20 protein-coding genes are annotated in these 25,137 nt (G+C 71.6%); 16 read left to right on the forward strand and 4 right to left on the reverse strand.

Annotated elements, in window-relative coordinates; all coding sequences use genetic code 11:
- The first annotated feature begins 111 nt into the window (after window positions 1-111).
- The 4 genes from M0M48_RS27610 to M0M48_RS27625 are packed head-to-tail and all read left to right on the forward strand — an operon-like array spanning window position 112 to window position 4,626.
- A complete protein-coding gene (locus tag M0M48_RS27610) occupies window positions 112-1,386 on the forward strand; it encodes a C40 family peptidase (protein ID WP_257753592.1) in 1,275 nt (424 codons plus the stop codon).
- 20 nt (window positions 1,387-1,406) lie between these two features.
- Window positions 1,407-3,380 (forward strand): acyl-CoA dehydrogenase family protein, encoded by a 1,974-nt coding sequence (locus M0M48_RS27615; RefSeq protein WP_257753593.1) that lies wholly within the window; start codon window positions 1,407-1,409, stop codon window positions 3,378-3,380.
- Window positions 3,377-4,060, forward strand: coding sequence for a class I SAM-dependent methyltransferase (locus M0M48_RS27620; protein ID WP_257753594.1), 684 nt, complete (start codon window positions 3,377-3,379; stop codon window positions 4,058-4,060). The genes M0M48_RS27615 and M0M48_RS27620 overlap by 4 nt, the downstream gene beginning before the upstream one ends.
- Complete coding sequence (locus M0M48_RS27625) at window positions 4,057-4,626, forward strand: TetR/AcrR family transcriptional regulator (RefSeq protein ID WP_257753595.1); 570 nt, start codon at window positions 4,057-4,059, stop codon at window positions 4,624-4,626. Before M0M48_RS27620 ends, M0M48_RS27625 begins: the two co-directional genes overlap by 4 nt.
- Window positions 4,627-4,694: 68 nt before the next feature.
- On the opposite strand, the gene M0M48_RS27630 is transcribed toward M0M48_RS27625, so the two are convergent.
- The gene (locus M0M48_RS27630) at window positions 4,695-5,183 is read right to left on the reverse strand and encodes an inorganic diphosphatase (protein WP_215813921.1); all 489 of its coding nucleotides are present in this window, start codon (window positions 5,181-5,183) and stop codon (window positions 4,695-4,697) included.
- Window positions 5,184-5,321: 138 nt separating this feature from the next.
- On the opposite strand from M0M48_RS27630, the gene dacB reads away from it, so the two are divergent.
- The 6 genes from dacB to folE all read left to right on the forward strand — a co-directional run bounded on the left by dacB (window position 5,322) and on the right by folE (window position 12,710).
- Window positions 5,322-6,794 (forward strand): D-alanyl-D-alanine carboxypeptidase/D-alanyl-D-alanine endopeptidase, encoded by a 1,473-nt coding sequence (gene dacB, locus M0M48_RS27635; RefSeq protein WP_257753596.1) that lies wholly within the window; start codon window positions 5,322-5,324, stop codon window positions 6,792-6,794.
- A gap of 466 nt (window positions 6,795-7,260) precedes the next feature.
- Window positions 7,261-8,310 (forward strand): zinc-dependent metalloprotease, encoded by a 1,050-nt coding sequence (locus tag M0M48_RS27640; RefSeq protein WP_257753598.1) that lies wholly within the window; start codon window positions 7,261-7,263, stop codon window positions 8,308-8,310.
- On the forward strand, window positions 8,310-9,290 hold the full coding sequence (gene tilS, locus M0M48_RS27645) for a tRNA lysidine(34) synthetase TilS (RefSeq protein WP_257753599.1): 981 nt from the start codon (window positions 8,310-8,312) through the stop codon (window positions 9,288-9,290). Before M0M48_RS27640 ends, tilS begins: the two co-directional genes overlap by 1 nt.
- Window positions 9,291-9,295: 5 nt before the next feature.
- The gene (gene hpt, locus M0M48_RS27650; RefSeq protein ID WP_215813665.1) at window positions 9,296-9,847 is read left to right on the forward strand and encodes a hypoxanthine phosphoribosyltransferase; all 552 of its coding nucleotides are present in this window, start codon (window positions 9,296-9,298) and stop codon (window positions 9,845-9,847) included.
- Window positions 9,848-10,012: 165 nt separating this feature from the next.
- Window positions 10,013-12,079 (forward strand): ATP-dependent zinc metalloprotease FtsH, encoded by a 2,067-nt coding sequence (ftsH, locus tag M0M48_RS27655; RefSeq protein ID WP_257753600.1) that lies wholly within the window; start codon window positions 10,013-10,015, stop codon window positions 12,077-12,079.
- Between the two features lie 10 nt (window positions 12,080-12,089).
- Entirely contained in the window at window positions 12,090-12,710 is a 621-nt protein-coding gene (gene folE / locus M0M48_RS27660) for a GTP cyclohydrolase I FolE (RefSeq protein ID WP_215813663.1), read from the forward strand.
- A gap of 15 nt (window positions 12,711-12,725) precedes the next feature.
- On the opposite strand, the gene M0M48_RS27665 is transcribed toward folE, so the two are convergent.
- The gene (locus M0M48_RS27665; RefSeq protein ID WP_257753601.1) at window positions 12,726-14,114 is read right to left on the reverse strand and encodes a bifunctional dTDP-4-dehydrorhamnose 3,5-epimerase family protein/NAD(P)-dependent oxidoreductase; all 1,389 of its coding nucleotides are present in this window, start codon (window positions 14,112-14,114) and stop codon (window positions 12,726-12,728) included.
- Window positions 14,115-14,116: 2 nt separating this feature from the next.
- Window positions 14,117-15,115 carry a dTDP-glucose 4,6-dehydratase gene (gene rfbB, locus M0M48_RS27670; RefSeq protein ID WP_257753602.1) on the reverse strand — a complete coding sequence of 333 codons (999 nt, stop codon included), beginning with the start codon at window positions 15,113-15,115 and terminating at the stop codon, window positions 14,117-14,119.
- A gap of 18 nt (window positions 15,116-15,133) precedes the next feature.
- On the opposite strand from rfbB, the gene rfbA reads away from it, so the two are divergent.
- From rfbA to M0M48_RS27700, 6 genes are read left to right on the forward strand one after another with little or no spacing between them, the layout of a single operon-like run.
- Complete coding sequence (gene rfbA / locus M0M48_RS27675) at window positions 15,134-16,012, forward strand: glucose-1-phosphate thymidylyltransferase RfbA (protein ID WP_257753603.1); 879 nt, start codon at window positions 15,134-15,136, stop codon at window positions 16,010-16,012.
- Window positions 16,013-16,022: 10 nt separating this feature from the next.
- Window positions 16,023-17,291, forward strand: a complete 1,269-nt coding sequence (locus tag M0M48_RS27680; RefSeq protein WP_257753604.1) for a glycosyltransferase family 4 protein — start codon at window positions 16,023-16,025, stop codon at window positions 17,289-17,291.
- Window positions 17,292-17,322: 31 nt separating this feature from the next.
- The gene (locus M0M48_RS27685) at window positions 17,323-18,405 is read left to right on the forward strand and encodes an acyltransferase (protein ID WP_257753605.1); all 1,083 of its coding nucleotides are present in this window, start codon (window positions 17,323-17,325) and stop codon (window positions 18,403-18,405) included.
- Window positions 18,405-20,504 (forward strand): acyltransferase family protein, encoded by a 2,100-nt coding sequence (locus M0M48_RS27690; RefSeq protein WP_257754424.1) that lies wholly within the window; start codon window positions 18,405-18,407, stop codon window positions 20,502-20,504. The genes M0M48_RS27685 and M0M48_RS27690 overlap by 1 nt, the downstream gene beginning before the upstream one ends.
- A gap of 28 nt (window positions 20,505-20,532) precedes the next feature.
- Window positions 20,533-21,852: a glycosyltransferase gene (locus tag M0M48_RS27695; protein ID WP_257753606.1), complete on the forward strand. Its 1,320-nt coding sequence runs from the start codon at window positions 20,533-20,535 to the stop codon at window positions 21,850-21,852.
- Window positions 21,849-22,358: a hypothetical protein gene (locus M0M48_RS27700; RefSeq protein WP_257753607.1), complete on the forward strand. Its 510-nt coding sequence runs from the start codon at window positions 21,849-21,851 to the stop codon at window positions 22,356-22,358. Before M0M48_RS27695 ends, M0M48_RS27700 begins: the two co-directional genes overlap by 4 nt.
- Before the next feature lie 49 nt (window positions 22,359-22,407).
- Here M0M48_RS27700 and M0M48_RS27705 read toward each other — a convergent pair whose 3' ends face one another.
- Window positions 22,408-25,026, reverse strand: a complete 2,619-nt coding sequence (locus M0M48_RS27705; RefSeq protein ID WP_257753608.1) for a glycosyltransferase — start codon at window positions 25,024-25,026, stop codon at window positions 22,408-22,410.
- Window positions 25,027-25,137 lie beyond the last annotated feature (111 nt).

Consider the following 25,137-nt stretch of genomic DNA (forward strand, 5'->3'; position numbering starts at 1 on the left):
CGTCCGGCACAAATTACAACGGTGTAGTTCGTCAAGGCGACACGCCGGTGACTCGTGAGATTTCTGAGATTTTTGTTTCCAATGTGACGAAAGAGCACTACGGTGACGCGAGTGCGTTCACCAAGCCTCGGGACCGGAGCCCTCGCCCTCGTGCTGACCGTGGGGATCTGTCTCCCGTCCGCGCAGGCCGATCCGGGCACCGACCCGACGTCGCCGGCGACGCCGTCCGTGGGGGAGGTCCAGGCCGCCGAGGGGCGGGCCACGGCCGCTCAGGGGGCGGTCGGGCGGATCCAGGAGCAGCTCGATGCCGCCAACGCCTCGCTCGACGCCGCGGCGGTCCGGGCGGCGCGGGCGGCCGAGGCGTGGAATGGCGCTCGGTGGACCGCGCAGCAGGCCCGGATCGCGGCCCGGGAGGCGGCGACCGCGTCGGTCGAGGCCGACCGTGAGCTCGTCGTCCAGGAGGGGCAGTACCGCGACGCGGTGATCATCGCGACCAACGCCGGGCTCGAGGTCAACGCGGTCGACGCGTTCATCTCCGCCGACGGCATGGAGTCGCTCCTGGAGCGCTCGGCGGCGACCGACTACGTCCAGGCCCGGTTCGACCAGCGCCGCGACGAGTACGTCGCCGCGGCCGACACCGCCGACGAGGCCGAGGCCGCCGCCGCGGACACCGCGGAGGACGCCGACCGTGCCCTGCGCGAGGCCAAGGAGGCGCGGGACACCGCCGATGCCGCGGCCGCGTCCGCTGCCGCGCAGAGCGCGCGGATCGAGGACCGCAAGGCCCGGCTGGTGCGCAAGCTCGCCCGGCTCCAGGGGATCAGCGTCCGGCTCGCCCGGACCCGCCAGGACGCGCTGGAGGCCGAGCGGGAGCAGGCCCGCGCCGCCGCGGCCGCCCAGCCGACGCCCGGCCCGGCTGCGGCCGACCCGAAGCCCGCCGACCCCAAGCCGGCGGACCCGAAGCCCGCCGATCCGAAGCCCGCCGATCCGAAGCCGGACCCGGACCCTGCCCCGCCCGCTCCGGGCAACGGCGCCCAGGCCGCCATCGCCTTCGCCCGCGCCCAGCTCGGCGAGCGCTACGTCTGGGGCGCGGCCGGCCCCAACAGCTGGGACTGCTCCGGCCTGACCTCGCAGGCGTGGGCCGCCGGCGGCAAGAGCCTGCCGCACTACTCCGTCGCGCAGTACCAGCAGTCCACGCCGATCAGCCCCGGCGACCTGCGCCCCGGCGACCTCGTCTTCTGGGGCGACAACGGCAGCCCGTCGTCGATCTTCCACGTCGCGCTGTACGCCGGGAACGGCAAGATCATCCACGCCCCGCGCACCGGACGCCCGGTGACCGAGGAGTCGATGTACTACTGGCGCACGCCCGACTTCTACGCCCGGCCTTGATCGTCCACTAGGTTCGGCGCATGGCCGAGGACTCCACCGCGACCGAGCCCCGGGCGCTGACCGTCGACGTCGCCGCCCTGACCGACCTGCTCGACGGCGCGTACGCCGACGTCCGGCGCTCCGTGCGCGACCTGCTGCCGGCGTACGCCTCCGTGCTGGAGGACGCCGAGACGATGCCGCGCGCGGAGTTCCGCGAGCGGGTCAAGGAGGTCGTGCTCGAAATCGCCGAGTCCGGCGCCGCGGCCCGCGGCTTCCCCCCGGAGTACGGCGGCGGGGGCGACATCGGCGCCTCGATCGCCGCCTTCGAGACCCTCGCGTACGGCGACCTGTCGGTCCTGGTCAAGGTCGGGGTCCAGTTCGGCCTCTTCGGCGGCGCGCTGCTCCAGCTCGGCACCCAGCGCCACCACGACGCCTACCTGGCCGACGTGGTCAGCGGCCGGCTGCTCGGCTGCTTCGCGATGACCGAGACCGGCCACGGCAGCAACGTCCAGGCGCTCGGCACGGTCGCGTCCTACGACCCCGCGACCGCCGAGTTCGTCGTCACCACGCCCACCGAGCAGGCGGGCAAGGACTACATCGGCAATGCCGCCGCCCATGCGCGGGTCGCGGTGGTCTTCGCCCAGCTCGAGGTGGCCGGCGAGCGGCACGGCGTCCACGCGCTCGTCGTCCCGCTGCGCGACGAGGCGGGCGCGACGCTGCCCGGCGTCCGGATCGGGGACGACGGCGCCAAGATGGGCCTCAACGGCGTCGACAACGGCCGGATCTGGTTCGACGGTGTCCGGGTGCCGCGCGAGGCGCTGCTCAACCGCTTCGCCGACGTCACCGAGGCCGGCGAGTACGTCAGCGACATCGAGAGCCCGGGACGCCGGTTCTTCACGATGCTCGGCACCCTCGTGCAGGGCCGGGTCTCGGTCGGCGCCGCGGGCGTGAGCGCGGCCAAGGTCGCGCTGACCATCGCGGTCCGCTACGCCCTCCAGCGCCGCCAGTTCGAGACCGGCACCGGCGACGAGGGCGAGGAGCAGCTGCTCCTCGACTACGGCCTGCACCAGCGCCGCCTGCTGCCCCGGGTCGCGCGCACGTACGCCCTCCACTTCGCCCAGCAGGTGCTGGCCTCGCGCCTGCACGACGTCTTCTCCGGGATCACCCCCGACGAGGAGTCCCGTCGGCTGCTCGAGTCGCGTGCCGCCGGCACCAAGGCGCTGTCGACCTGGCTGGCCACCGATGTCGTTCAGGAGTGCCGCGAGGCGTGCGGGGGAGCGGGCTACCTCGCGGTCAACCGGTTCGCCGCACTCAAGGCCGACACCGACGTCTTCACGACGTTCGAGGGCGACAACCACGTGCTGCTCCAGCTCGTCGGCAAGGGCCTGCTCACCGACTACGCCAGCGACTTCTCGGACCTCGACCAGCTCGGCATGGTCAAGTTCGTCGCCGGTCTCGCGGTCGACACGGTGCTCGAGCGGACCCGGGTCCACAAGCTGTTCGAGCAGATCCGCGACGTCCTGCCGGGCGGCAGCGACGACTGGCACACCGACAGCGGGCTGCGCGACCCGAGCTACCACCTGGCGATGTTCCGGTTCCGCGAGGAGCACCGGATCGGCGGGGCCGCACGCCGGCTCAAGCGCGGTGTCGACGCCGGGATGAACCCCGGCGAGGTCTTCTCCCGGGTCCAGGACCACGTCATCTCCGCGGCCCGCGCGCACGTCGAGCGGCTCGTCCTGGAGGCCTTCGTCGAGCAGGTCGAAGCACTCGAGGACGGCGACCTCAAGCTGACCCTCAACGCGCTGTGCGACCTCTACGCGCTCAGCGAGATCGAGCGGGACGCCGCGTGGTTCATCGAGCACGGCCGGCTCAGCGACCAGCGGTCCAAGGCGATCACCCGCGAGGTCGGCGACCTGTGCCGGCGGATCCGGCCGGTCGCCCGCGAGCTCGTCGACGGGTTCGCCGTACCGGTCGCGCTGCTGCGGGCACCGGCACTCATCGGAGGAGAGTCATGATCCGTTCCGCGCTGACCCGCGTCCCCGGCATCGGCGGGTGGTCCGACGACCCCCTGTGGGCGACGTTCTACGACTGGACCGTCGAGCACCCGCGGGCCGGCGGTGCGCTGTGGAAGGTCGGCATCAACAGCGACCTGCGCCTGCTCTACCGCGCGGCCGACGAGATCGGCCGGCAGCCCGCGGGCGCCCGGATCCTCGACATCCCCTGCGGCGGCGGGGTGGCGCTGCGCGGGCTGCGTCCCGGCCAGGGCGTCGAGTACGTCGCCGCGGACATCGCGCAGACCATGCTCGACCGCACGCTGCGGGTCGCCGAGGAGCGGCGCGTCGCCGACCAGGTGGTGCCGCGGGTGGCCGACGTCGGCGACCTGCCGTTCGAGGACGCGTCGTTCGACCTCGTCGTCTCCTTCACCGGGCTGCACTGCTTCCCCGACCCCGGTCGCGCGGTCGTCGAGATGGCGCGGGTGCTGCGTCCCGGCGGCGTGCTCACCGGCAGCGCCCTGCTCAACGACACCGGGTTCCGCTTCGAGCCGCTGCGCCAGGTCGGCCGGGTCGCCGGCCTGCTCGGCCCCGGCTGCTCGGCCAGCGACCTGGAGGTGTGGTTCGCCGACGAGGGCATCGCCGACGTCGTCATCGAGCGCAGCGGCGCCATCGCCTACTTCCGCGGGGTCAAGCGGACGTGAGCGCCGCCGCGGAGCGTCGTACGGCCGTCTTCGCGGCGCTGCGCTCGCTCCTGCTGGAGCACCCCTGGGGCGACGTGACGCTCGAGGCGGTCGCCCGCGACGCCGGGGTGAGCCGGCAGACGCTCTACAACGCGTTCGGCTCGCGCTACGGGCTGGCCCAGGCCTACACCGTCCACCTCGCCGACGCGCTGTGCGACGTGATCGCCCAGACCCTCGCCGAGCACCCCGGGGCGCCGCGTGCGGGCCTGGAGCACGGTCTGCGGCTCTACCTCGAGACCGCCGCCGGTGACCCGCTCATCCAGCGGGTCCGGGCGGGCGATGCTCACCACGACCTGGTCCGGATCGTCACCGTGGATGCCGGCCCGCTGCTGGTCCGGGTGGCCGAGCGGCTCGAGGCCGCCGCGCTGGCGGCCTGGCCCGGGCTCGACCCGGACGGCGTACGGGCGCTGAGCCGGACGCTGGCCCGGCTGGCGCTCAGCTATGTCACCATGCCGCCCGAGTACGACGACAGCCCCGCGGCGATCGCCGCAGGGCTGTCGGTGCTGCTGGCTCCGAAGCACATGTAACTACGTGTTAGATCCGCTACCCGGGTGCTGTGGCACCCGAATTCGCGACGTAACACGTAGTTACATGGTCAGTGGCCGCTGGTCTTGAAGCGCTCGAACGAGGCGTTGATCTCGGCCTCGGCCTCGGTCCGGCCGACCCAGTCGGCGCCCTCGACGGACTTGCCGGGCTCGAGGTCCTTGTAGACCTCGAAGAAGTGCTGGATCTCGAGCCGGTCGAAGTTCGGCACGTGGTTGATGTCGCGCAGGTGCTCCATGCGCGGGTCGCCCGCCGGGACGCACAGGACCTTGTCGTCGCCGCCGGCCTCGTCGGTCATCCGGAACATGCCGATCGCGCGGCACTTGATGAGGCAGCCCGGGAAGGTCGGCTCCTGGAGCAGCACGAGCGCGTCGAGCGGGTCGCCGTCCTGGCCGAGGGTGTCCTCGATGTAGCCGTAGTCGGCCGGGTACATCGTGGAGGTGAAGAGGAAGCGGTCGAGGCGCATGCGCCCGGACTCGTGGTCGACCTCGTACTTGTTACGGCTCCCCTTGGGGATCTCCACGAGGACGTCGAACTCCAGCACTGGCTTCCTCCACAATCGTCGGCCCGGATCGGGTCTGGCGCGGGGTGTGGCGCAGGCTCGCTGGCCTTCCCGACGCCGATGTTCGGGACATTGTCACGCACAATGTCCTCGAACGCGCAGTCGGGGAGGAGAACCGTGGCCAAGTCGGACCGGGAGCCGGGTGGCCGGCGTACCCTCCGGGTGCTCGTCGGGATCGTGGTCGTGGCCCTGCTCGCCGGTGGCGGCGTGGCCTGGCGGACCGGCTGGGCCGAGGAGCAGTGGCACGCGCTGCGCGGTGACGCGTCCGGCCCGCCTGCCGACCCCGCGGCCGTGGCGCCGCCGCCCGAGGTGGACGCCGCCCCGGTCGCCGTACCGGGGGCGCTGGCGCCGCCCGCCGACGGATCCGCCGCCCTCGACCGCGCCGAGCTGCGCAAGGCGCTCTCGCCGCTGTCCGACCGCGACCTCGGCAAGCACGTGATCGCCGCGGTCGGCCCGATCGACGGCACCGGCCTGTCCTACCGCCTCACCGAGGGCGCTCCCGTCGCGATCCCGGCCTCGACGACCAAGATCGTCACCTCGGCCGCCGCCCTGTTCCTGCTGGGCCCGGACCGGGTGTTCTCGACGACGACGGTGCTCGACCGCTCCGGCGCCGGTACGCCGCCCCGGCTGGTGCTCGTCGGCGGCGGCGACCCCTTCCTGGCCCGGGCGCCCGAGCCTGCGACGGCCGCCGCGACGTACCAGCCGGTGCGCGCCGACGTCCGCACCCTCGCCCAGCGCACCGCCCGCGCGCTCAAGGCCGACGGCGTGCGCAAGGTCGCGCTCGGCTACGACGACAGCCTGTTCTCCGGGCCGGCCCTGCATCCCACATGGCGGCCGGACTACGTCCCCGAGGAGATCAACCCGATCAGCGCCCTGTGGGTCGACGAGGGCCGCCCCCTGCCGGGCCAGGGCCCGATCGCGGACCCCTCCGCCGAGGCCGCCCGCGTGTTCCGCGACGCCCTCGCCGCCCGCGGCATCACCGTCACCGGCGCCACCACCCGTACCCAGGCCCCCGCCTCCGCCACCCCGGTCGGCGAGGTCACCAGCGCGACCGTCGCCCAGATCGTGCAGCGCCTGATCGAGGTCAGCGACAACGCCGCCGCCGAGATCCTGCTCCGCCACGCGGGCGTCGCGGACCAGGGCGAGGGCTCCTTCGCCGCCGGCCAGGAGGCCGTCCGCCGGGTGCTCTCGGCCAACGGCATCGCGATGCGCGGCTCGGTCCTCCACGACGGCAGCGGGCTGTCCCGCGCCAACCGGCTCTCGCCCGTCGTACTGGTGGACGTGCTGCGGCTCGCCGCCTCCCCGGACCACCCCCAGCTGCGCGGCCTCCTCGCCGCCCTCCCGGTCGCCGGCTACACCGGCTCGCTCGCCAGCCGGATGGACCTCGGCCCCGACGCCGGCCGCGGCCGGGTCCGCGCCAAGACCGGCACGCTCACCGGCGTCACCTCGCTCGCCGGCATCGCGGTCGACCGCGACGGGCACCTGATGGCCTTCGCGCTGATGGCCGACCGGGTCAAGAAGCCCAAGTCGCTGCTCGCGCGGGTGGCGATGGACAACGCCGCCGCGGCGCTGGGGGCGTGCGCCTGCTGACTGACGCTCAGTCGGCCGCGGCCTCCTTCTCGCACTGCTTCCAGGCCTTCTCGAATCGCGCCTCCGCGTTCGCCGGGACCTCCTCCTGCCGGCTCATCCGAGCGAGCAGGTCCTCGGGGTAGGCCTGCTCGAGGCAGGGGTCATCCGCGACCAGTAGGCGTCGTCGGCAGTCACCGCCTTCTCCTCGTCGGTGTCGGCGACCCCCCGCTGCCACGCGCCGGACGCGCACCATCGACTCGGTCGGTCCGATGCAGGCGTCGACGGCCTTGGCCACGGCGACGTGGAACCCTGGGGCGTCGGCCTGCTTCGTCGACGACCTTCGTGGCGACGCACTCCGCCTCGCTGCGGCTCAGGATCGAGTCGGTGGACTTTCGTCAGCCCGCGCACGACGACAAGAACGCGCAGCAGGCGAGTCACAGCCGGACAACCTAGCGGTCCCTGTGGACGCACGTCCTAGGCTTCGACCATGAGCGGACCCGCGACCGATCTCCCGCAGATGATCGACTGGGGCCTCGCCGTGTCGCTGGGCTCCCGGCTGGCCGGGGAGGGCCCCGAGGTCACCCGCGCCGAGGCGAACGAGGCCGTGGACGAGCTGCGGGCGGGGGCGAACCGGTCGACCGGGCTCGTCCGTGAGTTCACCGGGCTCGACGCGCCCGACGGGACGGCGCCGATCCTCGTGGTCGACCGGCCGGGGTGGGTGCAGGCCAATGCCGAGGCGTTCGCGGTGGCGACCCGGCCGATGGTCGAGAAGCTCGTGACGACCAAGCCGCCGAGCGGGTTCGGGCAGCGGTTCGGGGCCAAGGTGACCGGGGCCGAGGTCGGGGGGCTGCTGGGGTTCCTGGCGGGCAAGGTGCTGGGGCAGTTCGACCCGTTCCACGAGCCGTACGGCCGGCTCCTGCTCGTCGCGCCCAATATCGTCCACGTCGAGCGTGAGCTCGGGGTCGACCCGCACGACTTCCGGCTCTGGGTCTGCCTGCACGAGGAGACCCACCGGGTGCAGTTCACGGCGGTGCCGTGGATGCGCGAGCACCTGTTCTCCGAGATCCGCGCGATCAGCGAGACCGTCGAGCCGGCCAGCATCCTCGAGGGTGGCGTCGAGCGGATCTCCGAGGCGATCAAGGCCGGCCGCAACGGCGGCAGCATCGTCGAGATGTTCAGCGCGCCCGAGCAGCGCGAGGTGATCGACCGGGTGACCGGGATGATGTCGCTGCTCGAGGGCCATGCCGACGTCGTGATGGACGACGTGGGCCCGACCGTGATCCCCAGCGTCGGCGCCATCCGCAAGAAGTTCACCCAGCGCCGCCAGGGCGTCGGCGCCCTCGACCGGGTGCTGCGCCGGCTGCTGGGGCTGGAGGCCAAGATGGCGCAGTACCGCGACGGCGCGCAGTTCGTCCGCGCGGTCGTCGACAAGGTCGGAATGGAGGAGTTCAACGCCGTGTGGGCCGGACCCGAGAACCTCCCCAGCAAGGCCGAGCTGAGCGACCCCGAGGGCTGGGTCAAGCGCGTCCTGGCCTGATGGGCCTCCACCCCGCGGTCGCCGCCGTCCGCCAGGGCGTACGCCGCACGCTCGCCGACCGGGAGCCGGGTGCCACCGTCGTGGTGGCCTGCTCGGGCGGCGCCGACTCCCTGGCGCTGCTCAGCGCCGCGGTCTTCGAGGGCCGCAAGGCCGGGCACCGGGTGATCGGCGCGACGGTCGACCACGGCCTGCAGGAGGGCTCCGCCGAGCACGCGGCCCACGTGGTCGCGCAGATGGCCGAGCTGGGCGCTGACGAGACGGCGTCCGCCCGGGTCCAGGTCGACCCGGCCGGGCTGGGGCTCGAGGCGGCCGCCCGCCGCGCCCGGTACGCCGTCCTGGAGCAGCTGCGCGAGCACTTTGGCGCCGCCGTGGTCCTCCTCGGGCACACCCGCGACGACCAGGCCGAGACCGTGCTGCTGGGGCTGTCCCGGGGCTCGGGCGCGCGCAGCATCGCCGGCATGCGCCGCTCCTTCGACCGCTACGCCCGGCCGCTGCTCGACGTCGCCCGGGCCGACACCGTCGCGGCCTGCCTGGCCGAGGGCATCGCGTTCTGGGACGACCCCCACAACAGCGATCCCGGCTTCGCGCGGGTCCGGGTCCGGCAGCGCGTGCTGCCGGTCCTGGAGGACGAGCTCGGCCCGGGCATCGCCGCCACGCTCGCCCGCACCGCCGACCAGGTCCGGGCGGACGTCGAGGCGCTCGACGCGCTCGCCGCGACGGCGTACACCGGTCTAGCCCGGCCCGAGGGCCTCGCGCTCGACGGCCTCGACGGCCTGCTGCCGGCCCTCGCCACCCGCGTCCTGCGGCTCGCCGCGCTCGATGCCGGGGCCCTCGACGCCGAGCTCTTCCACGTCCACGTCACCGCCCTGCACCGGCTCGCCCAGGGGGCGATCAGCGGCGAGGTGCAGCTGCCGGGACACGTGACGGCGTACCGGGACCGCGCCCACCTCCGGTTCCGCCCGACGGCTGTGGCAGGCTGACGCTCATGCATGCGAGCGACGTCGCGGACGACCTGGTCGAGGTGCTCTTCACCGAGGAGCAGATCCAGGCCCGGGTGGTCGAGATGGCGGCCGAGATCGAGCGCGACTACGAGGGCAAGGACCTCGTCATCGTGGGCGTGCTCCGGGGCGCCGTGATGATCATGGCCGACCTCGCCCGGGCCCTGAACAAGCACGTCGAGATGGACTGGATGGCGGTGTCGTCCTACGGCTCCGGGACCAAGTCCTCGGGCGTGGTGCGGATCCTCAAGGACCTCGACGCCGACATCACCGGGCGCCACGTCCTCATCGTCGACGAGATCATCGACACCGGTCTGACCCTGTCGTGGCTGACCTCGAACCTGGGCTCGCGCGGCCCGGCCAGCGTCGAGATCGCGACCCTGCTGCGCAAGCCCGAGGCGCTGCAGATGCCGGTCGAGGCGCGCTACGTCGGCTGGGACATCCCCAACGAGTTCGTCGTCGGCTACGGCCTCGACTACCGCGAGCGCTACCGCAACATGCGCGACATCGGGACCCTCGCTCCCTCGGTCTACAGCTGAGCAGGACCCGGCCGGGGAACCCGTGAGGGCCCCCAGCCGTTGGGCACAGGGGCCGCCGCGGGCGTGCTCCGGGAGCCGGTCACCATGGACCGGCCAGAATGGGAGGGTCGGCGGCCGTGTACCGTCGTCTGATCCTGATCGTGGAAATGGGGAGCGGGTAAGTACGTGAAGCGAGTTCTCAGGGGCCCTTGGCTCTGGATCCTGGTGGCGGTGGCGGCCGTCGTCCTCGCTCTCCAGCTCGTCGCGCCCGGAGGAGGGTACGACGAGATCCCCACGTCGCAGATGGCGAAGTACGTCGACCAGGGCAAGGTCAAGGAGATCACCTTCATCGACGGCGACCAGTCGATCGAGGCGACGCTCGAGAAGGGCACCCGTGACTCCGGTGACAAGGTGCTCTCGTACTACGTCAACGGCGCCCAGGAAGGCCTGATCGACAAGGTCGAGGCCCAGGAGTCCGCCGGCAAGCTCGCCAAGTACGACTTCAAGAACCCCAAGCCGAGCTTCCTCAGCTCGCTGTTGATCACGCTGCTGCCGTTCGCGCTCATCATCCTGCTGTTCGTCTTCTTGATGAACAACGTCCAGGGCGGTGGCCGGGGCGTCATGCAGTTCGGCAAGTCCAAGGCCAAGATGATCAGCAAGGACATGCCCAAGACCACCTTCGCCGACGTCGCGGGCTGCGACGAGGCGATCGAGGAGCTCGGCGAGATCAAGGAGTTCCTCCAGGAGCCCGCCAAGTTCCAGGCCGTCGGCGCCAAGATCCCCAAGGGCGTGCTGCTCTACGGTCCTCCGGGTACCGGCAAGACCCTGCTCGCGCGCGCCGTCGCCGGCGAGGCGGGCGTCCCGTTCTACTCGATCTCCGGCTCGGACTTCGTCGAGATGTTCGTCGGTGTCGGTGCCTCCCGCGTGCGCGACCTGTTCGAGCAGGCCAAGGAGAACGCCCCCGCGATCGTCTTCATCGACGAGATCGACGCCGTCGGCCGCCACCGTGGCGCCGGCATGGGCGGCGGTCACGACGAGCGCGAGCAGACCCTCAACCAGCTCCTCGTCGAGATGGACGGCTTCGACGTGCGCGGCGGCGTCATCCTCATCGCCGCGACCAACCGTCCCGACGTGCTCGACCCGGCGCTGCTGCGCCCGGGCCGCTTCGACCGCCAGATCCAGGTCGACGCGCCCGACCTGGCCGGCCGCAAGCGCATCCTCGAGGTCCACTCGCGCGGCAAGCCGCTCGGTGAGGACGTCGACCTGCTCTCGACCGCGCGCCGCACGCCCGGCTTCTCCGGTGCCGACCTGGCCAACGTGCTCAACGAGGCGGCGCTGCTCACCGCGCGGAGCAACCAGAAGGTCATCACCGCGACGATGCTCGACGAGGCGATCGACCGCGTGATCGCGGGCCCGCAGCGCCGGACCCGTCTGATGACGGAGAAGGAGAAGCTGATCACCGCCTACCACGAGGGCGGCCACGCCCTCGTCGCGGCGGCGCTGCCGGGCACCGACCCGGTCCACAAGATCACGATCCTGCCGCGCGGCCGGGCGCTGGGCTACACGATGGTGCTGCCCGACGAGGACAAGTACTCCCAGACCCGCAGCGAGATGCTCGACAAGCTCGCCTACATGCTGGGCGGCCGGGCGGCCGAGGAGCTCATCTTCCACGACCCGACCACCGGTGCCGGCAACGACATCGAGAAGGCGACCTCGCTGGCGCGCGCCATGGTCACCCAGTACGGCATGACCGAGCGCCTCGGCGCGATCAAGCTCGGCGAGAACAACTCCGAGCCGTTCCTGGGTCGCGACATCGGCCACGCGCGCAACTACTCCGAGGACGTCGCCGCGATCGTCGACGAGGAGACCAAGAACTTCCTCACCTCCGCTCACCAGGAGGCGTTCGACATCCTGGTCGAGAACCGCGACGTGCTCGACGCGCTCGTGCTCGCGCTGCTCGACAAGGAGACCCTCGACAAGGAGCAGGTCGCCGAGGTCTTCACCGCGCTGCGCCTGCGTCCCGAGCGGCCCGCCTGGACCGGCTCGCCGACCCGGGTGCCGTCCACGATCCCGCCGGTGGAGATCCCCGAGGAGATCCGCCGCCGCGCCGAGCAGAACGGCCAGCCCCTCGACCAGCAGGGCGAGGGCGGCCAGGTGCTGACCCCGCCGGGACCCGGTGGCGACGTCTACGGCGGGACGCCCGTCGTACCGCCGACGGACCCGCAGCCGCCGGCTCCCACGCCGGGTACCTGAGGCCCCGCGCGTGACCGATCCGATCACCGTGCCCGATCGCGGGCCGCAGGACGTCCCCGCGTTCGACCACGACCGCGCCGAGGCCGCCGTACGGGAGCTCCTCGCCGCGATCGGTGAGGACCCCGACCGCGAGGGTCTGCGCGAGACGCCGGCCCGCGTGGCCCGGGCGTACGCCGAGCTGACCGCGGGACTGCGGATGGCCCCCGAGGACGTGCTCACCACGACCTTCGACCTCGGGCACGACGAGATGGTCCTGGTCCGCGACATCGAGCTGTGGTCGATGTGCGAGCACCACCTGGTGCCGTTCACCGGCGTCGCCCACGTGGGCTACATCCCGGCCGAGACCGGCAAGATCACCGGGCTGTCCAAGCTCGCGCGGCTCGTCGACCTCTACGCCAAGCGCCCCCAGGTCCAGGAGCGGCTCACCACCCAGGTCGCCGACTCCCTCATGGACATCCTCGGCGCCCGCGGCGTCATCGTCGTGATCGAGGCCGAGCACCTGTGCATGACCATGCGCGGCGTGCGCAAGGCCGGCGCCCGGACCATCACCTCGGCCGTGCGCGGCCTGATGCTCTCCAACGCGACGACCCGCGCCGAGGCGATGGCGCTGATCCACAGCCCCCGGGGCTGAGCGGATCCCCTCGGCTCAGCCGAGGTAGGCGACGAGCGCCTCGTCCGCGTCGGTGCTGACGAACCCGGTACCGGCGAGCTTGTCGAGCGCGAGCGTGCTGTGGAGCGGGCGCGGCGAGAGGGACTTGCCGGCGCCGTACTCCTCGGTGCTCACCGTGCTGACCCGCGCCGGGTCGTGGCCGGTGAGCTCGAAGACCCGGCGGGCGTAGGCGGCCCACGAGCGCGGCTCGCCGCTGTTGGTCACGTTGTAGGTGCCGTACGCCGCGCCGCTGTCGACCAGGTGGCGCGTGGCGCGGGCGAGCTCGGCGGTGAAGGTGAGCCGGCCGACCTGGTCGTCGACGACCGACGGGTCGATGCCGTCGGCGGCGAGGCGGGCCATGGTGCGCACGAAGTTGTGGCCCTCGCCGATCACCCACGAGGTGCGCAGGACGTAGTGGCGGGGCGCGCCGGCGACGGCGAGGTCGCCGGCGGCCTTGGTCTGGCCGTAGACGCCCAGCGGGGCGAAGGGCGCGTCCTCGCGGTGCCCACCCTCGACGGGGGAGCCGTCGAAGACGTAGTCGGTCGAGTAGTGCACGAGCGTGATGCCGCGCTCAGCGGCGATCCGGGCCAGGGCGGCCGGGGCGGCGGCGTTGGCCGCCCAGGCGACGGGACGGCCCGCGGGGGTCTCGGCCTGGTCGACGGCGGTGAAGGCGGCGGCGTTGAGGACGAGGCCGTAGTCCTCCCACGGCCAGGCGGCGAGCGCCGCGTCGTCGGTGAGGTCGAGCTCGTCGAGGTCGACCAGGGTGGCGTCGGGGAAGACCTGGGCGAGGGCGTGGCCGAGCTGGCCGCGGGCGCCGGTGATGAGGGTCCGGCGCGGGGCGAGCGGTGTGACGTCGGGCAGCAGGGGGTTCGCCTGGTCCTTGGCCGAGATCTCGACGTCGGGGGAGTCGAGGGGGATCGGCCACGGGATCGCGGCGGCCGGGTCGCCCAGGTGCAGCGCGGGATAGGTCCGCCCGGCGACGAAGTGGTCGTTGACGAGGTAGGAGTAGACCGTCCCGTCGACGAGCGCCTGGTAGGAGTTGCCGACGCCGCGAGGCACGAAGACGGCGACGTTCTCGTCGACCTCGGTCCAGTACGCCGTACCGAAGGTCGCGCCCGCACGCATGTCGACCCACGCCGCGAACACCCGCCCGGTGGCGACCGAGACCAGCTTGTCCCACGGCTCGGTGTGGATGCCCCGGGTCGCGCCGCGGGCGGCGTTGAAGCTCATGTTGTTCTGGACCGGGCCGAAGTCGGGCAGCCCGAGCGCGACCATCTTGGCCCGCTGCCAGTTCTCCTTGAACCAGCCGCGCTCGTCCCGGTGCACCGGCAGCCGTACGACGAGCAGCCCCGGGATCGGCGTGGTCTCGACGCTCAGGTCCGTCACGGTCACTGGCCCTTGGCCGCGTAGGCCGCCTCGGTGGCGTCCTTGCCGGGCCGCCACCACGCCTCGTTCTGCCGGTACCACGCGACCGTGTCGGCCAGGCCGGCCTCGAAGTCGCCGTACTGCGGGAGCCAGCCGAGCTCGGTGCGCAGCTTCCCGGCGTCGATCGCGTAGCGCAGGTCGTGCCCGGCGCGGTCGGTGACGTGCTCGAAGTCGTCGGGGTCGCGGCCCATCAGCTGCAGGATCAGCCGGACCACCTCGAGGTTGGACCTCTCGCCGTCGGCGCCGATCAGGTAGGTCTCGCCGATGCGTCCCTGCTGGAGGATCGTGAGCACGGCGGAGGAGTGGTCCTCGGTGTGGATCCAGTCGCGCACGTTCTCGCCCGACCCGTAGAGCTTGGGCCGGCGGCCGTCGATCACCTCGGTGATCTGGCGCGGGATGAACTTCTCGACGTGCTGCCACGGGCCGTAGTTGTTGGAGCAGTTCGAGATCGTCGCCCGCACGCCGAAGCTGCGCACCCACGCGCGGACCAGGTGGTCCGAGCCCGCCTTGGACGCCGAGTAGGGGGACGAGGGCGTGTAGGGGGTGTCCTCGGTGAACTTCTTCGGGTCGTCGAGCTCGAGGTCGCCGTAGACCTCGTCGGTGGAGACGTGGTGGAACCGGACGTCGGCCTTGCGCACCGCCTCGAGCAGCGTGAACGTGCCGATCAGGTTGGTCTGGATGAACGGCGACGGGTCGCTGAGCGAGTTGTCGTTGTGGGACTCGGCGGCGTAGTGGACGACCGCGTCGTGCTCGGCCACCAGCGGCTCGACCAGCGCGGCGTCCACGATGTCGCCGACGACCAGGCGCACGCGGTCCTCGGGCAGCCCGGCCAGCGCCTCCCGGCTGGCCGCGTAGGTCAGCTTGTCGAGCACGGTGACCGTGGCGTCGGTGTGCCGGACGAGGTGGTGGACGAAGTTGGAGCCGATGAACCCGGCTCCGCCGGTCACGAGAAGGCGCTGCACGCGTGACAGTCTAGGAACATGCGCGGGATCATCTTGGCCGGAGGCACGGGGAGCCGACTGCACCCCATCACCCACGCGGTCAGCAAGCAGCTCATGCCGGTCTACGACAAGCCGATGATCTACTACCCGCTCTCCACGCTCATGCTCGCGGGCATCACCGAGGTCCTGGTCATCACGACCCCGCACGAGGCCGACCAGTTCCGCCGCCTCCTCGGCGACGGCAGCCGGCTCGGCATCACGATCACCTACGCCGTGCAGCCCTCGCCCGACGGGCTCGCCCAGGCCTTCCTCATCGGCGAGGAGCACCTCGCCGGCGGCGGCGCCGGCCTCGTCCTCGGCGACAACCTGTTCTACGGCGCCGGCCTCGGCACCCGCCTGCGCCGCTTCGCCGACCTCGACGGCGCGGCGGTCTTCGGCTACCGCGTGGCCGACCCGACGGCGTACGGCGTGGTGGAGTTCGACGCCGAGGGCCGCGCCCTGACGCTGGAGGAGAAGCCCGAGCGCCCCCGCAGCCGGTACGCCGTACCGGGGCTCTACTTCTACGGCTCCGACGTCGTCGCCAAGGCCAAGGAGCTCAAGCCCTCCCCCCGCGGCGAGCTCGAGATCACCGACCTCAACCGGATGTACCTCGACGAGGGCCGGCTCCAGGTCGAGGTCCTGCCCCGCGGCTCGGCCTGGCTCGACACCGGCACCTTCGACGACCTCAACGACGCGAGCAACTACATGCGCGCGCTGGAGGCCCGGCAGGGCACCAAGGTCGGCGCCCCCGAGGAGGTCGCCTGGCGCCTGGGCTATATCGACGACACCCGGCTCGAGGAGCTCGCCCGGCCCCTGGTCAAGAGCGGATACGGGCGCTACCTGCTGGATCTGCTGACGGAGCGCCACCCGGGACCTTAGTCTCGCACGCATGCGTGTGCTCCAAGCGCCGGTGAACATCGCGAACCAGGCGTGGGGCCTGGCGCAGGGCTTGCGTGCGCGCGGACACGAGGTCGAGGTCTGGGAGTACGGCACCAGCGTCTTCGACTACCCGTGTGATCGGCGCATCGACGTCACGGCCGGGCCGGAGGCCTATGTCGCGGCACTGCACGATGCCTTCCGCGGAGGCTTCGACGTCGTCCACCTTCACTACGCGCGCTCGCTGGTTCCAGAGCGCATCGGCCTCCCTGCGATGTGGGACCTGCCGATGTGGCGTGGGATGGGCGTGACGGTCGTCATGACCTTCCACGGCACCGACGTCCGGCTGCGAAGCCACCACATCGCGGATGACGAGTGGAGCTTCTACCGGTTCAGCGACATGCCGAGTCACGAGGACGTGATCGCCGATCGGCTGCGGATCATCCGTTCCTACGCCTCGCACATGACTGTCGGGAGCGTGCTCGATCTCGCGTACGCCGAGGACGCCGTCTACGTGCCCAAGGTGATCGACACCTCCGGCCTGGTCGCTACGCCTCTCCCGACCGACGGACGGCGCCCGCTCGTCGTCCATGCCCCGAGCAGGCGGGCACTCAAGGGCACGGACATGATCGTCGCCGGCCTCGACCGGTTGCGTGCCGAGGGCGTCGAGTTCGATCTCGACCTCATCGAGGGCGTCAGCAATGCCGAGGCCTTGGCCCGGATGAGCCGCGCCGACATCGTCGTCGAGAAGGTCCTCGGCGGTGATGTCGGGGTCACCTCGATGGAGGCGATGGCTCTCGGCAGGGTCGCGGTCGCTCGGATCCGTGACCAGGTTCGTGAGCGGCACCCCGACCTCCCGGTCGTCAGCGCCGCCCCGGACACCTTCGCCGACGTGATGCGCGATCTGTTGGGCGACCCGGAGCGACGGGCACGGTTGGGCCGTGCAGGTCCGTCCTACGTCGAGCGAGAGCACGGCGTCGAGGTGACCGGGCTCCGGCTCGAGGAGCTCTACCAGCGACCGGGGCGGTCGCTCGGCCCCGGGTACCCCGGGTGGCCGCTGCCCAGCCCCGAGGCTCGGCTCGCGGCGACCGAGCGTCAGGTGACGGTGTTGCGCGCGGCGCTCCAGCGTCGACGTGAGCGTGTCCGCAAGCTGAAGGAGAGCGTCGGGGATGCCCTCGCCGAGCGGGATGAAGCGCTGCGCGAGCTGGAGCAGCTCGACGCGCGGCTGGGGGCCGAGCCCGCACGAGGCCGTTGGGCGCGGAGGCGCTTCCGCCGACGCTGAGGTCATGCGACGCGCGGGCTAGGCTGCGCCGGTGACGACAGCGGTCTCGGACGACAACCACCACCGGACGTACCGGTGGGACCTCGATGTCCTGCGGATCATGGCCATCTTGGGTGTGCTTGCGATCCACATCTTCGGCCTGATCCTCGGTGAGGAGCGCTTGCGCGGGACCCCCACCTGGTCCTTCGCCGTGATCGTGGACATCGGTAGCACCTGGTGCGTCCCGGTCTTCGTGATGATCAGCGGGGCGCTGCTGCTCAGCCCGCGGGCGCACGTCGGCGGTCCCGGAGTCTTCCTCCGCAAGCGGGCGCTTCGGTTGCTCCCCGCACTCGTGGTGTGGCACCTCGTCTATCTCCTGCTGGTGCGCCGGGCGATCCAGTCCGACCGGCCCACGGTCGAGGCCGTCCTGGTCCAGCTGATCGATGGCCGGATCTACACGGCGTTGTACTTCCTGTGGCTGATCCTCGGCCTCTACCTCGTCGCCCCGGTGCTGGCGGCCTTCCTGGCCGAGGGCGGGCAGCGCCGGGCTGCCGTCACGGCCGTGGTGGCCTCGGCATGGACCGCGGTGATCCTCGCGCTGCCCGGCATCACCACCGAGCTCGGCTCGCCCCGCCCGCGCGGCGACAACATCGTGATCATGTTCCTTCCCTACATCGGCCTGTTCGTGGCCGGCTACGCCTGGCGTGAGCCGCAACGACACGGCTGGCGCTGGCTGTGGACCGGAGCGGTGGCCGTGGTCCTGCTGGCCGAGTCGATCTGGCAGTACGACGTCCGTCCCGACCACACCTGGCTTCAGGCGCTCAGCCCGGTTGCCTACTTCAGCCCGCTGATCACCATCGCCTCGGTGTGCCTCTTCGTGTGCGTGATCGACCTGTGCAGTCGGATCGACCTACCGGACCGGGCGCAGCGGGTTCTGCGCACCCTGGGTGCCGCGACCTTCGGCGTGTTCTTGTGTCACCTGGTCTTCGTCGCTGTCTTCCGGCGGTGGTACCCCGACTTCTATGCCGATCCGCGTCCGATCGCGAAGATCCAGATGTACCTGGCCGTGGTCGTGCTCGCGTTCTCCGTCAGCATCATCGCCCGCAAGGTGCCGGTGCTGCGCCGGGTGTTCTGATGACGCGGCACGACAGCGAGTTCCGGTCGGAGGTCCAGGGGCTCCGGGCAGTCGCGGTGCTGCTGGTGGTCGTCTACCACCTCGCCCCGGCTCGGTTGTCCGGCGGCTACGTCGGAGTCGACGTGTTCTTCGTGATCTCGGGCTACCTGATCACCCGTCACCTGGCGCAGGAGGCGACAGGAACCGGACGCCTGCGCGTCGTGAGGTTCTGGGCTCGACGGGTGCGGCGGCTGCTGCCGGCGGCGCTCCTGGTGCTGCTCGTGTCGCTGGTCCTGGTGTGGGCGTGGGTTCCGCAGACCGAGTGGCCGACGAACGTACGCCAGGTCGTGGCCAGTTCGCTCTACGTCCAGAACTGGGTGCTGATGCTCGACGCCGTGGACTACTCGGCGATGGGGGAGTCGGCCTCGGTCGCGCAGCACTACTGGTCACTGTCGGTCGAGGAGCAGTTCTACTTCGTCTGGCCGGTGGCGATCGCGGCGCTGTTGGCGCTGGTGACCCGGAGGAACCAGACCCCGGTGGCCGCGGACCGCATCCGCCGGTGGCTGCTCGTGATGCTCGGCGTGGTGGTCGTGCTGTCGCTGACCTGGTCGATCGTGCTGACCGCTGCGGACCCGGGTGCCGCGTACTTCCAGACGTTCACCCGCATGTGGGAGTTCGCTGCCGGCGGTCTGGCGGGTCTGCTGTGGCGTCGTGAGCGGCTCGGCGGGCATCTCGGTGCTGGACTGGCGTGGGCCGGACTGGCCGCGATCGTCGTCGCCGGCGTCACCTATGACGACGCGACGCCGTTCCCTGGTTGGGTTGCGGTCGTCCCTGTTGCTGGAACGATCGCCGTGCTCCTCGCCGGGCACGCGAGGACCCGGGCCGCTCCGCAGTGGCTGTCGTGGCGGCCGGTGACTTTCATCGGCGACCTCTCGTACGCCGTGTACCTCTGGCACTGGCCATTGATCGTGGTCGCACCGTTCGCGCTGGGCCACGAGCTGGATCGCTACGGCAAGCTCGGCATCCTCGCCCTGACGCTGCTGCTGGCCTGGGCGAGCACTCGTCTCGTCGAGGATCCGCTGCGCACAGGCAGCCTGCTGCGTCCGGTGCCCCGCGTGCTCGTCGTGGGTGCGGCGGCGATGGCTGTGGTCGTGGCCGCGGCGGCCGGCCTGCGGGCTGCTCTTCCGGCCGAGCAGGAGTTCGCGCTGCCGAGTCCGTCCTCGTGCACGGGTCCGGGGGCTCTCGACCCCGGCAACGACTGCCCCTCTGTCGTGGGAGAGGGCCCCGCTCGTCCGGGGCCGGTCCAGGTCGCGCGCCAGAACCGGGAGGAGATCGCCTACCCGGGTTGCCAGGCGAGCTTCGAGGGGACCGACCTGCGCAGCTGCGACTTGGGCGTCGATGCCGGTTCGGCGCGCCGTGAGATCGCGCTCGTCGGGGACTCGCACGCCGGGGCCTGGTTCCCGGCCTTCGATGAGGTCGGCGCTCGGGAGGACTGGCACATCCGTACCTTCGCCAAGACCAGTTGCCCTCCGACCTTGGCTCTCCGGGTGCTGCCGAGCGAGAAGGACGCCGACTACCAGCGCGACTGTGCCGCCTGGGTCCGCAAGCTCGATCGGACCCTGCGTGCGGACAGGTCCCTGGACGCCGTGGTCGTGGCGTCGTACTCGACGGCCTATGAGTACGCCGAACCCGAGGACGCCACGCTGGCGGACCCCGCCACCGACGGGTTCGTGGATCTCTGGCAGCGCTGGCGCGATGCCGGGCTCGAGGTGATCGTCCTCGCCGATGTGCCCCGGACCAGCGGTGACTACGTGCCGACCTGCTTGGCCGAGCACCAGGATCCGTTGCAGTGTGCGGTGCCGCGACGAGAGGGCCTGCCGGCGCAGCGGCCGATCACCGACGCGGGCCGGAAGGCCGATGGCCGGGGGATCCGGCTGCTCGACCTGACCGACCGCTTCTGCGACCGGAGGTGGTGCTACCCGCAGGTGGGTTCGGTCATCGTCTACCGCGACTACTCCCACCTCTCGAAGGAGTACGCGCTCTCGCTCGCGCCAGAGATCGTGCGCCGATTGCCGGACGTTCCACGGCGGACGAGCGCCGCAGCCGGCGCGAGATCATGACCTCACGGGCACTGCTAGGGTCCGTGGAGTGATTCGCGAAGCCCCCCATGTGCTCTACATCGCGTGGGGTTTCCCGCCTTCGCGGGGCAGCGGTGTCTACCGCGCACTCGCCACCGCCAATGCGCTGGTCGACGCAGGTTTCCGGGTCACCGTGCTGACCTGCGAGCGCGAGGCGTTCTATCGCTACACGCTCGCCGACCCCACGCTCGAGAGCCGGATCGATTCTCGTGTCGAGGTGGTGCGCATTCCGTTCGAGTGGCCGGTGATGGACTTCGACGTGCGGCGCTGGGACCGCGATCGAGCACGGCACCCGCGCGCGTGGACGTTGCGTCGGGTCGAGGAGGACCAGAAGGGATTCCCCGAGGCGAACTACGGCAGCTGGTTGGAGCCGCTCGTCGCGGCGGCGAGGTCGATCCACGCCCGTGACCCGATCCAGCTCACCGTGGCGACCGCCAACCCGAACGTCAGCGTGGGCGCGGCCCACCGACTGCACGGCGAGCTGGGCATCCCCTTCGTGCTCGACCAGCGGGACTCGTGGACGGTCGACGTGTTCGACGGAACCGAGAACCCGAACCCCAGGGTCCACGAGTTCGAGGCGGCGTTCGTGGCCGACGCCCTGGAGGTGTGGTTCGTCAACGAGCCGCTCCGGGCCGACTACGCCGAGCGCTATCCGGCCTCGGCGGACCGGATCTTCTCCGTGCCCAACGGCTACGACCCGGGGCTGGCGCCGGAACCGGTGCTGCATGCCGCCGACCCGGCACGTCCCCTGACCTACGGGTACCTCGGCACCTTGACTCCCAAGGTCCCGCTGGTCGCCTTCCGCGACGGGTGGCGGGCAGCGCGAGCCCGCGGCGGCGAGGTTGCCAACGCCGAGGCCAAGCTGTGGGGCCACCTCGGCTTCTTCGCGGTCAAGGACGCCGCGCTGGCCCAGCTCCTCGAGGAGAGCGACGACGGCGTCCACTACGCCGGACCCGTCGAGAAAGCTGCCGTCCGGACCGTCTTCGAGGAGATCGACGTCCTGCTGCTGATCATCGGCGCCGGCCGGTACGTCACCAGCGGCAAGGTGTACGAGTACATGGCGAGTGCGCTCCCGATCGTCTCCGTCCAGGAGCCCGGCGGTGACTCGGCCCGTGTGCTCGAGGGTTACCCCCTGTGGTTCCCGGCCGCCGATCTGACGCCCGAGGGCATCGCGCAGGCACTGGAGGACGCGGGCCGCGCCGCACGCGAGGCTGATGAATCGGTCCGCCGCCAATGCGCTGCACATGCCGAGCAGTACGAGCGGAGTCGGCAGTTCGCCCCTCGGATGGCCGTGCTGTTCGATGCAGTTGCAGTCGAGGAGGGGTCGTGAAGGTCCTGTTGCTGTCGACGACGAGCCGGATGAGCGAAGCCTGGCTCGCCGAGACCCTCGAGGCGCTCGCCGAGCAAGACATGGATCTCGCCCTGGCGGTCCTCCGCCGCCCCGCCGAGCCGCTTCCGGTCCGGCGGTGCCTGGTGCTCGGTCCGTCCTTGCGGCCGCGACGCCGCGTGGTCGAGGGTCGCGTCCGGGGGCGCCGCCGATCGGGACCGCCGGCGGGCCGCCGCCTCAAGGCGATGCGCCGGCTCGACCGCCGGCTGCTGAAGCTGGCTCCCGACAAGTACTCCGGGGACAACGCCCTGCTGTTCGCGGCCGGTTCCATTTGGTCGCCCGAGGTACGCGAGGAGTTCCGCCAGGCTGACCTGGTGATCTGCCTCGACCTGGCGACGACCTGGGCAGGGTGGCACCTGGCGCGACGCATCGAAGGCCCTGAGGTGGTCTTCAGCGTTGCCGGAGCGGTGCGCAAGCTCGCCGAGCTCGAGGCGGCAGGCTCGGCCTGAACGTCCGCCGAGTGGTGCGGCGTGGCGCAGGGCCGGCCACCCGCACCCCTCAGCGCAGGAAGCCGTCGAGGATCTCGGCCGTACGCCGCCCGTCGTGCACCTCGCGAGCGAAGCGAGCCGACGCAGCGCCGATCTCGCGGGTCGCGTCACGGTCGGCGAGCAGCCTCTCGACCGTCTCGGCGACATCGGCGCCCGCCGCGTTGACGATCGGCATCTCGGCGCCGACGGTCTCGACGACGTGGTCGGTCAGGTAGCAGATGACCGGCTTTCCGGCGGCCATCGCCTCGCACGCGAAGGCGCCGTAGGCGCCGACGGCAACCTGGTCGATGACGATGTCGGCGGCCTTGACCTGGCGCTGCATCTCGGGCCACGGCAGGCCCTCCACGAGGTTCAGCTCGATCAGGCCCTTGCGCTCCATCTCCTCGAGCGCGGGGAGGAAGCGGTCGGTGCCCTTGGTCCATCGGCGCGAGGGTGCGTGGAGCACGACCGGGCGCTGCCGCTCCATGATCGGGTTGCTCGTGGTCCAGGACTCGATGTCGACGACCAGCGGCAACCAGGTGGCGCGCGGTACGTCGTCGAGGAGGTCGGGCGTCGTGACGTAGATCGGCAGGTCGACGGAGTCGACGATCCGCAGGTTCCGCTCGGAGAGGCGGGTCAGGATGTCGAAGGTCTCCTGCTCAGGCACGTCGTGGAAGTGCGAGTGCGGGCTGCGCTCGCGGTGGCGTGCAGGGGAGCGGATCTCGCTGCCGTGCGCCAGCAGCGCCACCTTGATCTTCGCCCGCTGCAAGGCGGGGAGATCGCCCGAGATGTCGTCGCCGTTGAGGGTGCCGAACACGGGACGGAATGCGTCCGCGATCAGGTGGGTGTAGCGGGGGAGCGCACGCTGCAGGTGCGCCATCTGGACGTCGAGGTGTCGCAGCGTGGAGTTGGCGGCGTAGACATCAGCCGGGTAGCCGAAGGACCGGTCGCTCGTGTGCATGGTGACCTCGGCGGACACGTCCTCGCGGTGGGCGGTGACCGCGCCGGCGATCGCGGCGAGCTGGCCGGCGTAGTTGGCCGGACCCAGCCCCAACCGGATCGGGGTGTCCTTGGTCAGCTGGCGCCAGGGATGCCCCTCCTCGGGGGTGGCGAGCTGGTTGCTGTTCGCGCCGGTCGAGACGTGACGGAAGCGCTCGGTCAGGTCCCAGGTGGGCCGGACGTCGGCGGGGGGTGGAGTGAGGCCGGCAAGATCGCGGTAGAGCTGGAGCAGTGCCGCCGCCTGGTGCTCCCAGGAGAGCTGCTCCTTGAGCTCGTCGGTGATCTTGTCGAGGTAGCGGCCGCGATCGGCGAGCAGCGCCCGGACCGCCGACGCGAAGGTCACCGGGTCGCCGGCCGTGCAGACCTCACCCACGCCGTGCTCGCGGACGAAGGCCGAGAGCGTGCGGACGTCGCTGACGACGACGGGCAGGTCGGCGTGCAGGTACTCGGCCAGCTTGGTGGGCAGCGAGATCTCGTGGTTCGGCGTGCGGTCGAGGACGATCACGCCGAAGTCGGCGCTGGAGAGATAGTCGGGGACCTCGTGCTGTGCGACGTACGGCGCCAGGTGCACACGATCGCCGACGCCCAGCTCCTGGGCCCGGCTCAACAGCTCGCGGGTCGCCGGGTTGTCGCGGTTGGTGACGACGGCCAGGTGGACGCCGGGCAGCTCGGGCAGTGCAGCGAGGGCCGTCTCGAGGCCGCGGTTGGCCTGCACGTAGCCGGAGTAGACGAGCAGCGGCACGTCGTCGTCCAGCTCGACGACGGCGCGCACGGAGAGGTCGGGCGCCGTGCCGACGGCCGACTGCAACGGGGTGTTGAGCACCACCAGCGGCTGCTTCGTCAGCCGGTGATCCTTGCGCAGGATGTCGGCGATCTCGTCGGACACCGTCACCACCGCGTCGGCCTGGCCGATGAACTCCTGCTCGACCTGCGGGTAGCCGCTCTGGAGGCGCTCGGTGGGCCACTCGATCTGCGCGACGTACTCGTGGGCGTCGTAGAGCCAGCGGACCTCGTGCCCCTGGAGCCGCATGCGGCTCGCGGCGATCGCCGCCGGGTACATGCCGGTGATGTCGTTGGCGTGGATGACGTCGGGCCGGAACTCCTCGATGGCCGGTCCGATCGCTCGGTCGAGGTCGAGGACGACCGGGGTGTCGTGGCGCCACTCGCCGATGGCCCGATCGGGGTTGGGCAGGTGCTCCTCGCCCCAGGACTGTGCGCGCAGCCGTAGCTTGAGCCAGTCCCGTCCCGTCCGTCCGGCCACCCGCAGGCCGAGTCGACGGACCGCTCCGACCTCGGTCATGCGCGCGTCCCGGTCGCGAGCCTGGGTCTGGTGCCGGGCCTCGGCCCAGGTGGCGTCCTTGGTGCTGATCAGGCCGGCCCGAATCGCCTTTCGGGTCACGGTGTTGCGACGCCGGTAGTTCTCCTGCTTGCGGAGCGCGTCGTCGACCGGCACCCGCAGCACCTTGACCGGACCCATCCACGTGCGCTCGACCCGTGCGGTCGCCGAGCGACCGATCAGGAGGACGTCCCATCCGTCGTAGGCCGCTGAGAGTGCGGTCTTCTGGACGCGGGAGTCGCCGGTGATGGAGTTGGCGACGACGACCGCCAGACGAGGACGCCGCTGGGCGGTCTTGGGGTTCGGCTCGGCCACGGGCCGATCGTAGTGTCTGCACGTCCTCTGCCCCGACTTCCCAGAGCGTCCTCGATCTGCTAGCGGCGACCGTGGTGGGTCACCGCTGCGGTGATAGCGTGGCCGCCGCCT

The organism is Pimelobacter simplex, assembly GCF_024662235.1.
Lineage (GTDB): Bacteria > Actinomycetota > Actinomycetes > Propionibacteriales > Nocardioidaceae > Nocardioides.

What these genes read in the sequence shown, in the direction of transcription:
- M0M48_RS27615 (WP_257753593.1), top strand. Translation starts at nt 1,407, where the DNA reads ATGGCCGAGGACTCCACCGCGACCGAGCCCCGGGCGCTGACCGTCGAC.
- M0M48_RS27620 (WP_257753594.1), top strand. Translation starts at nt 3,377, where the DNA reads ATGATCCGTTCCGCGCTGACCCGCGTCCCCGGCATCGGCGGGTGGTCC.
- M0M48_RS27640 (WP_257753598.1), top strand. Translation starts at nt 7,261, where the DNA reads ATGAGCGGACCCGCGACCGATCTCCCGCAGATGATCGACTGGGGCCTC.
- tilS (WP_257753599.1), top strand. Translation starts at nt 8,310, where the DNA reads ATGGGCCTCCACCCCGCGGTCGCCGCCGTCCGCCAGGGCGTACGCCGC.
- hpt (WP_215813665.1), top strand. Translation starts at nt 9,296, where the DNA reads ATGCATGCGAGCGACGTCGCGGACGACCTGGTCGAGGTGCTCTTCACC.
- rfbA (WP_257753603.1), top strand. Translation starts at nt 15,134, where the DNA reads ATGCGCGGGATCATCTTGGCCGGAGGCACGGGGAGCCGACTGCACCCC.
- M0M48_RS27680 (WP_257753604.1), top strand. Translation starts at nt 16,023, where the DNA reads ATGCGTGTGCTCCAAGCGCCGGTGAACATCGCGAACCAGGCGTGGGGC.
- M0M48_RS27690 (WP_257754424.1), top strand. Translation starts at nt 18,405, where the DNA reads ATGACGCGGCACGACAGCGAGTTCCGGTCGGAGGTCCAGGGGCTCCGG.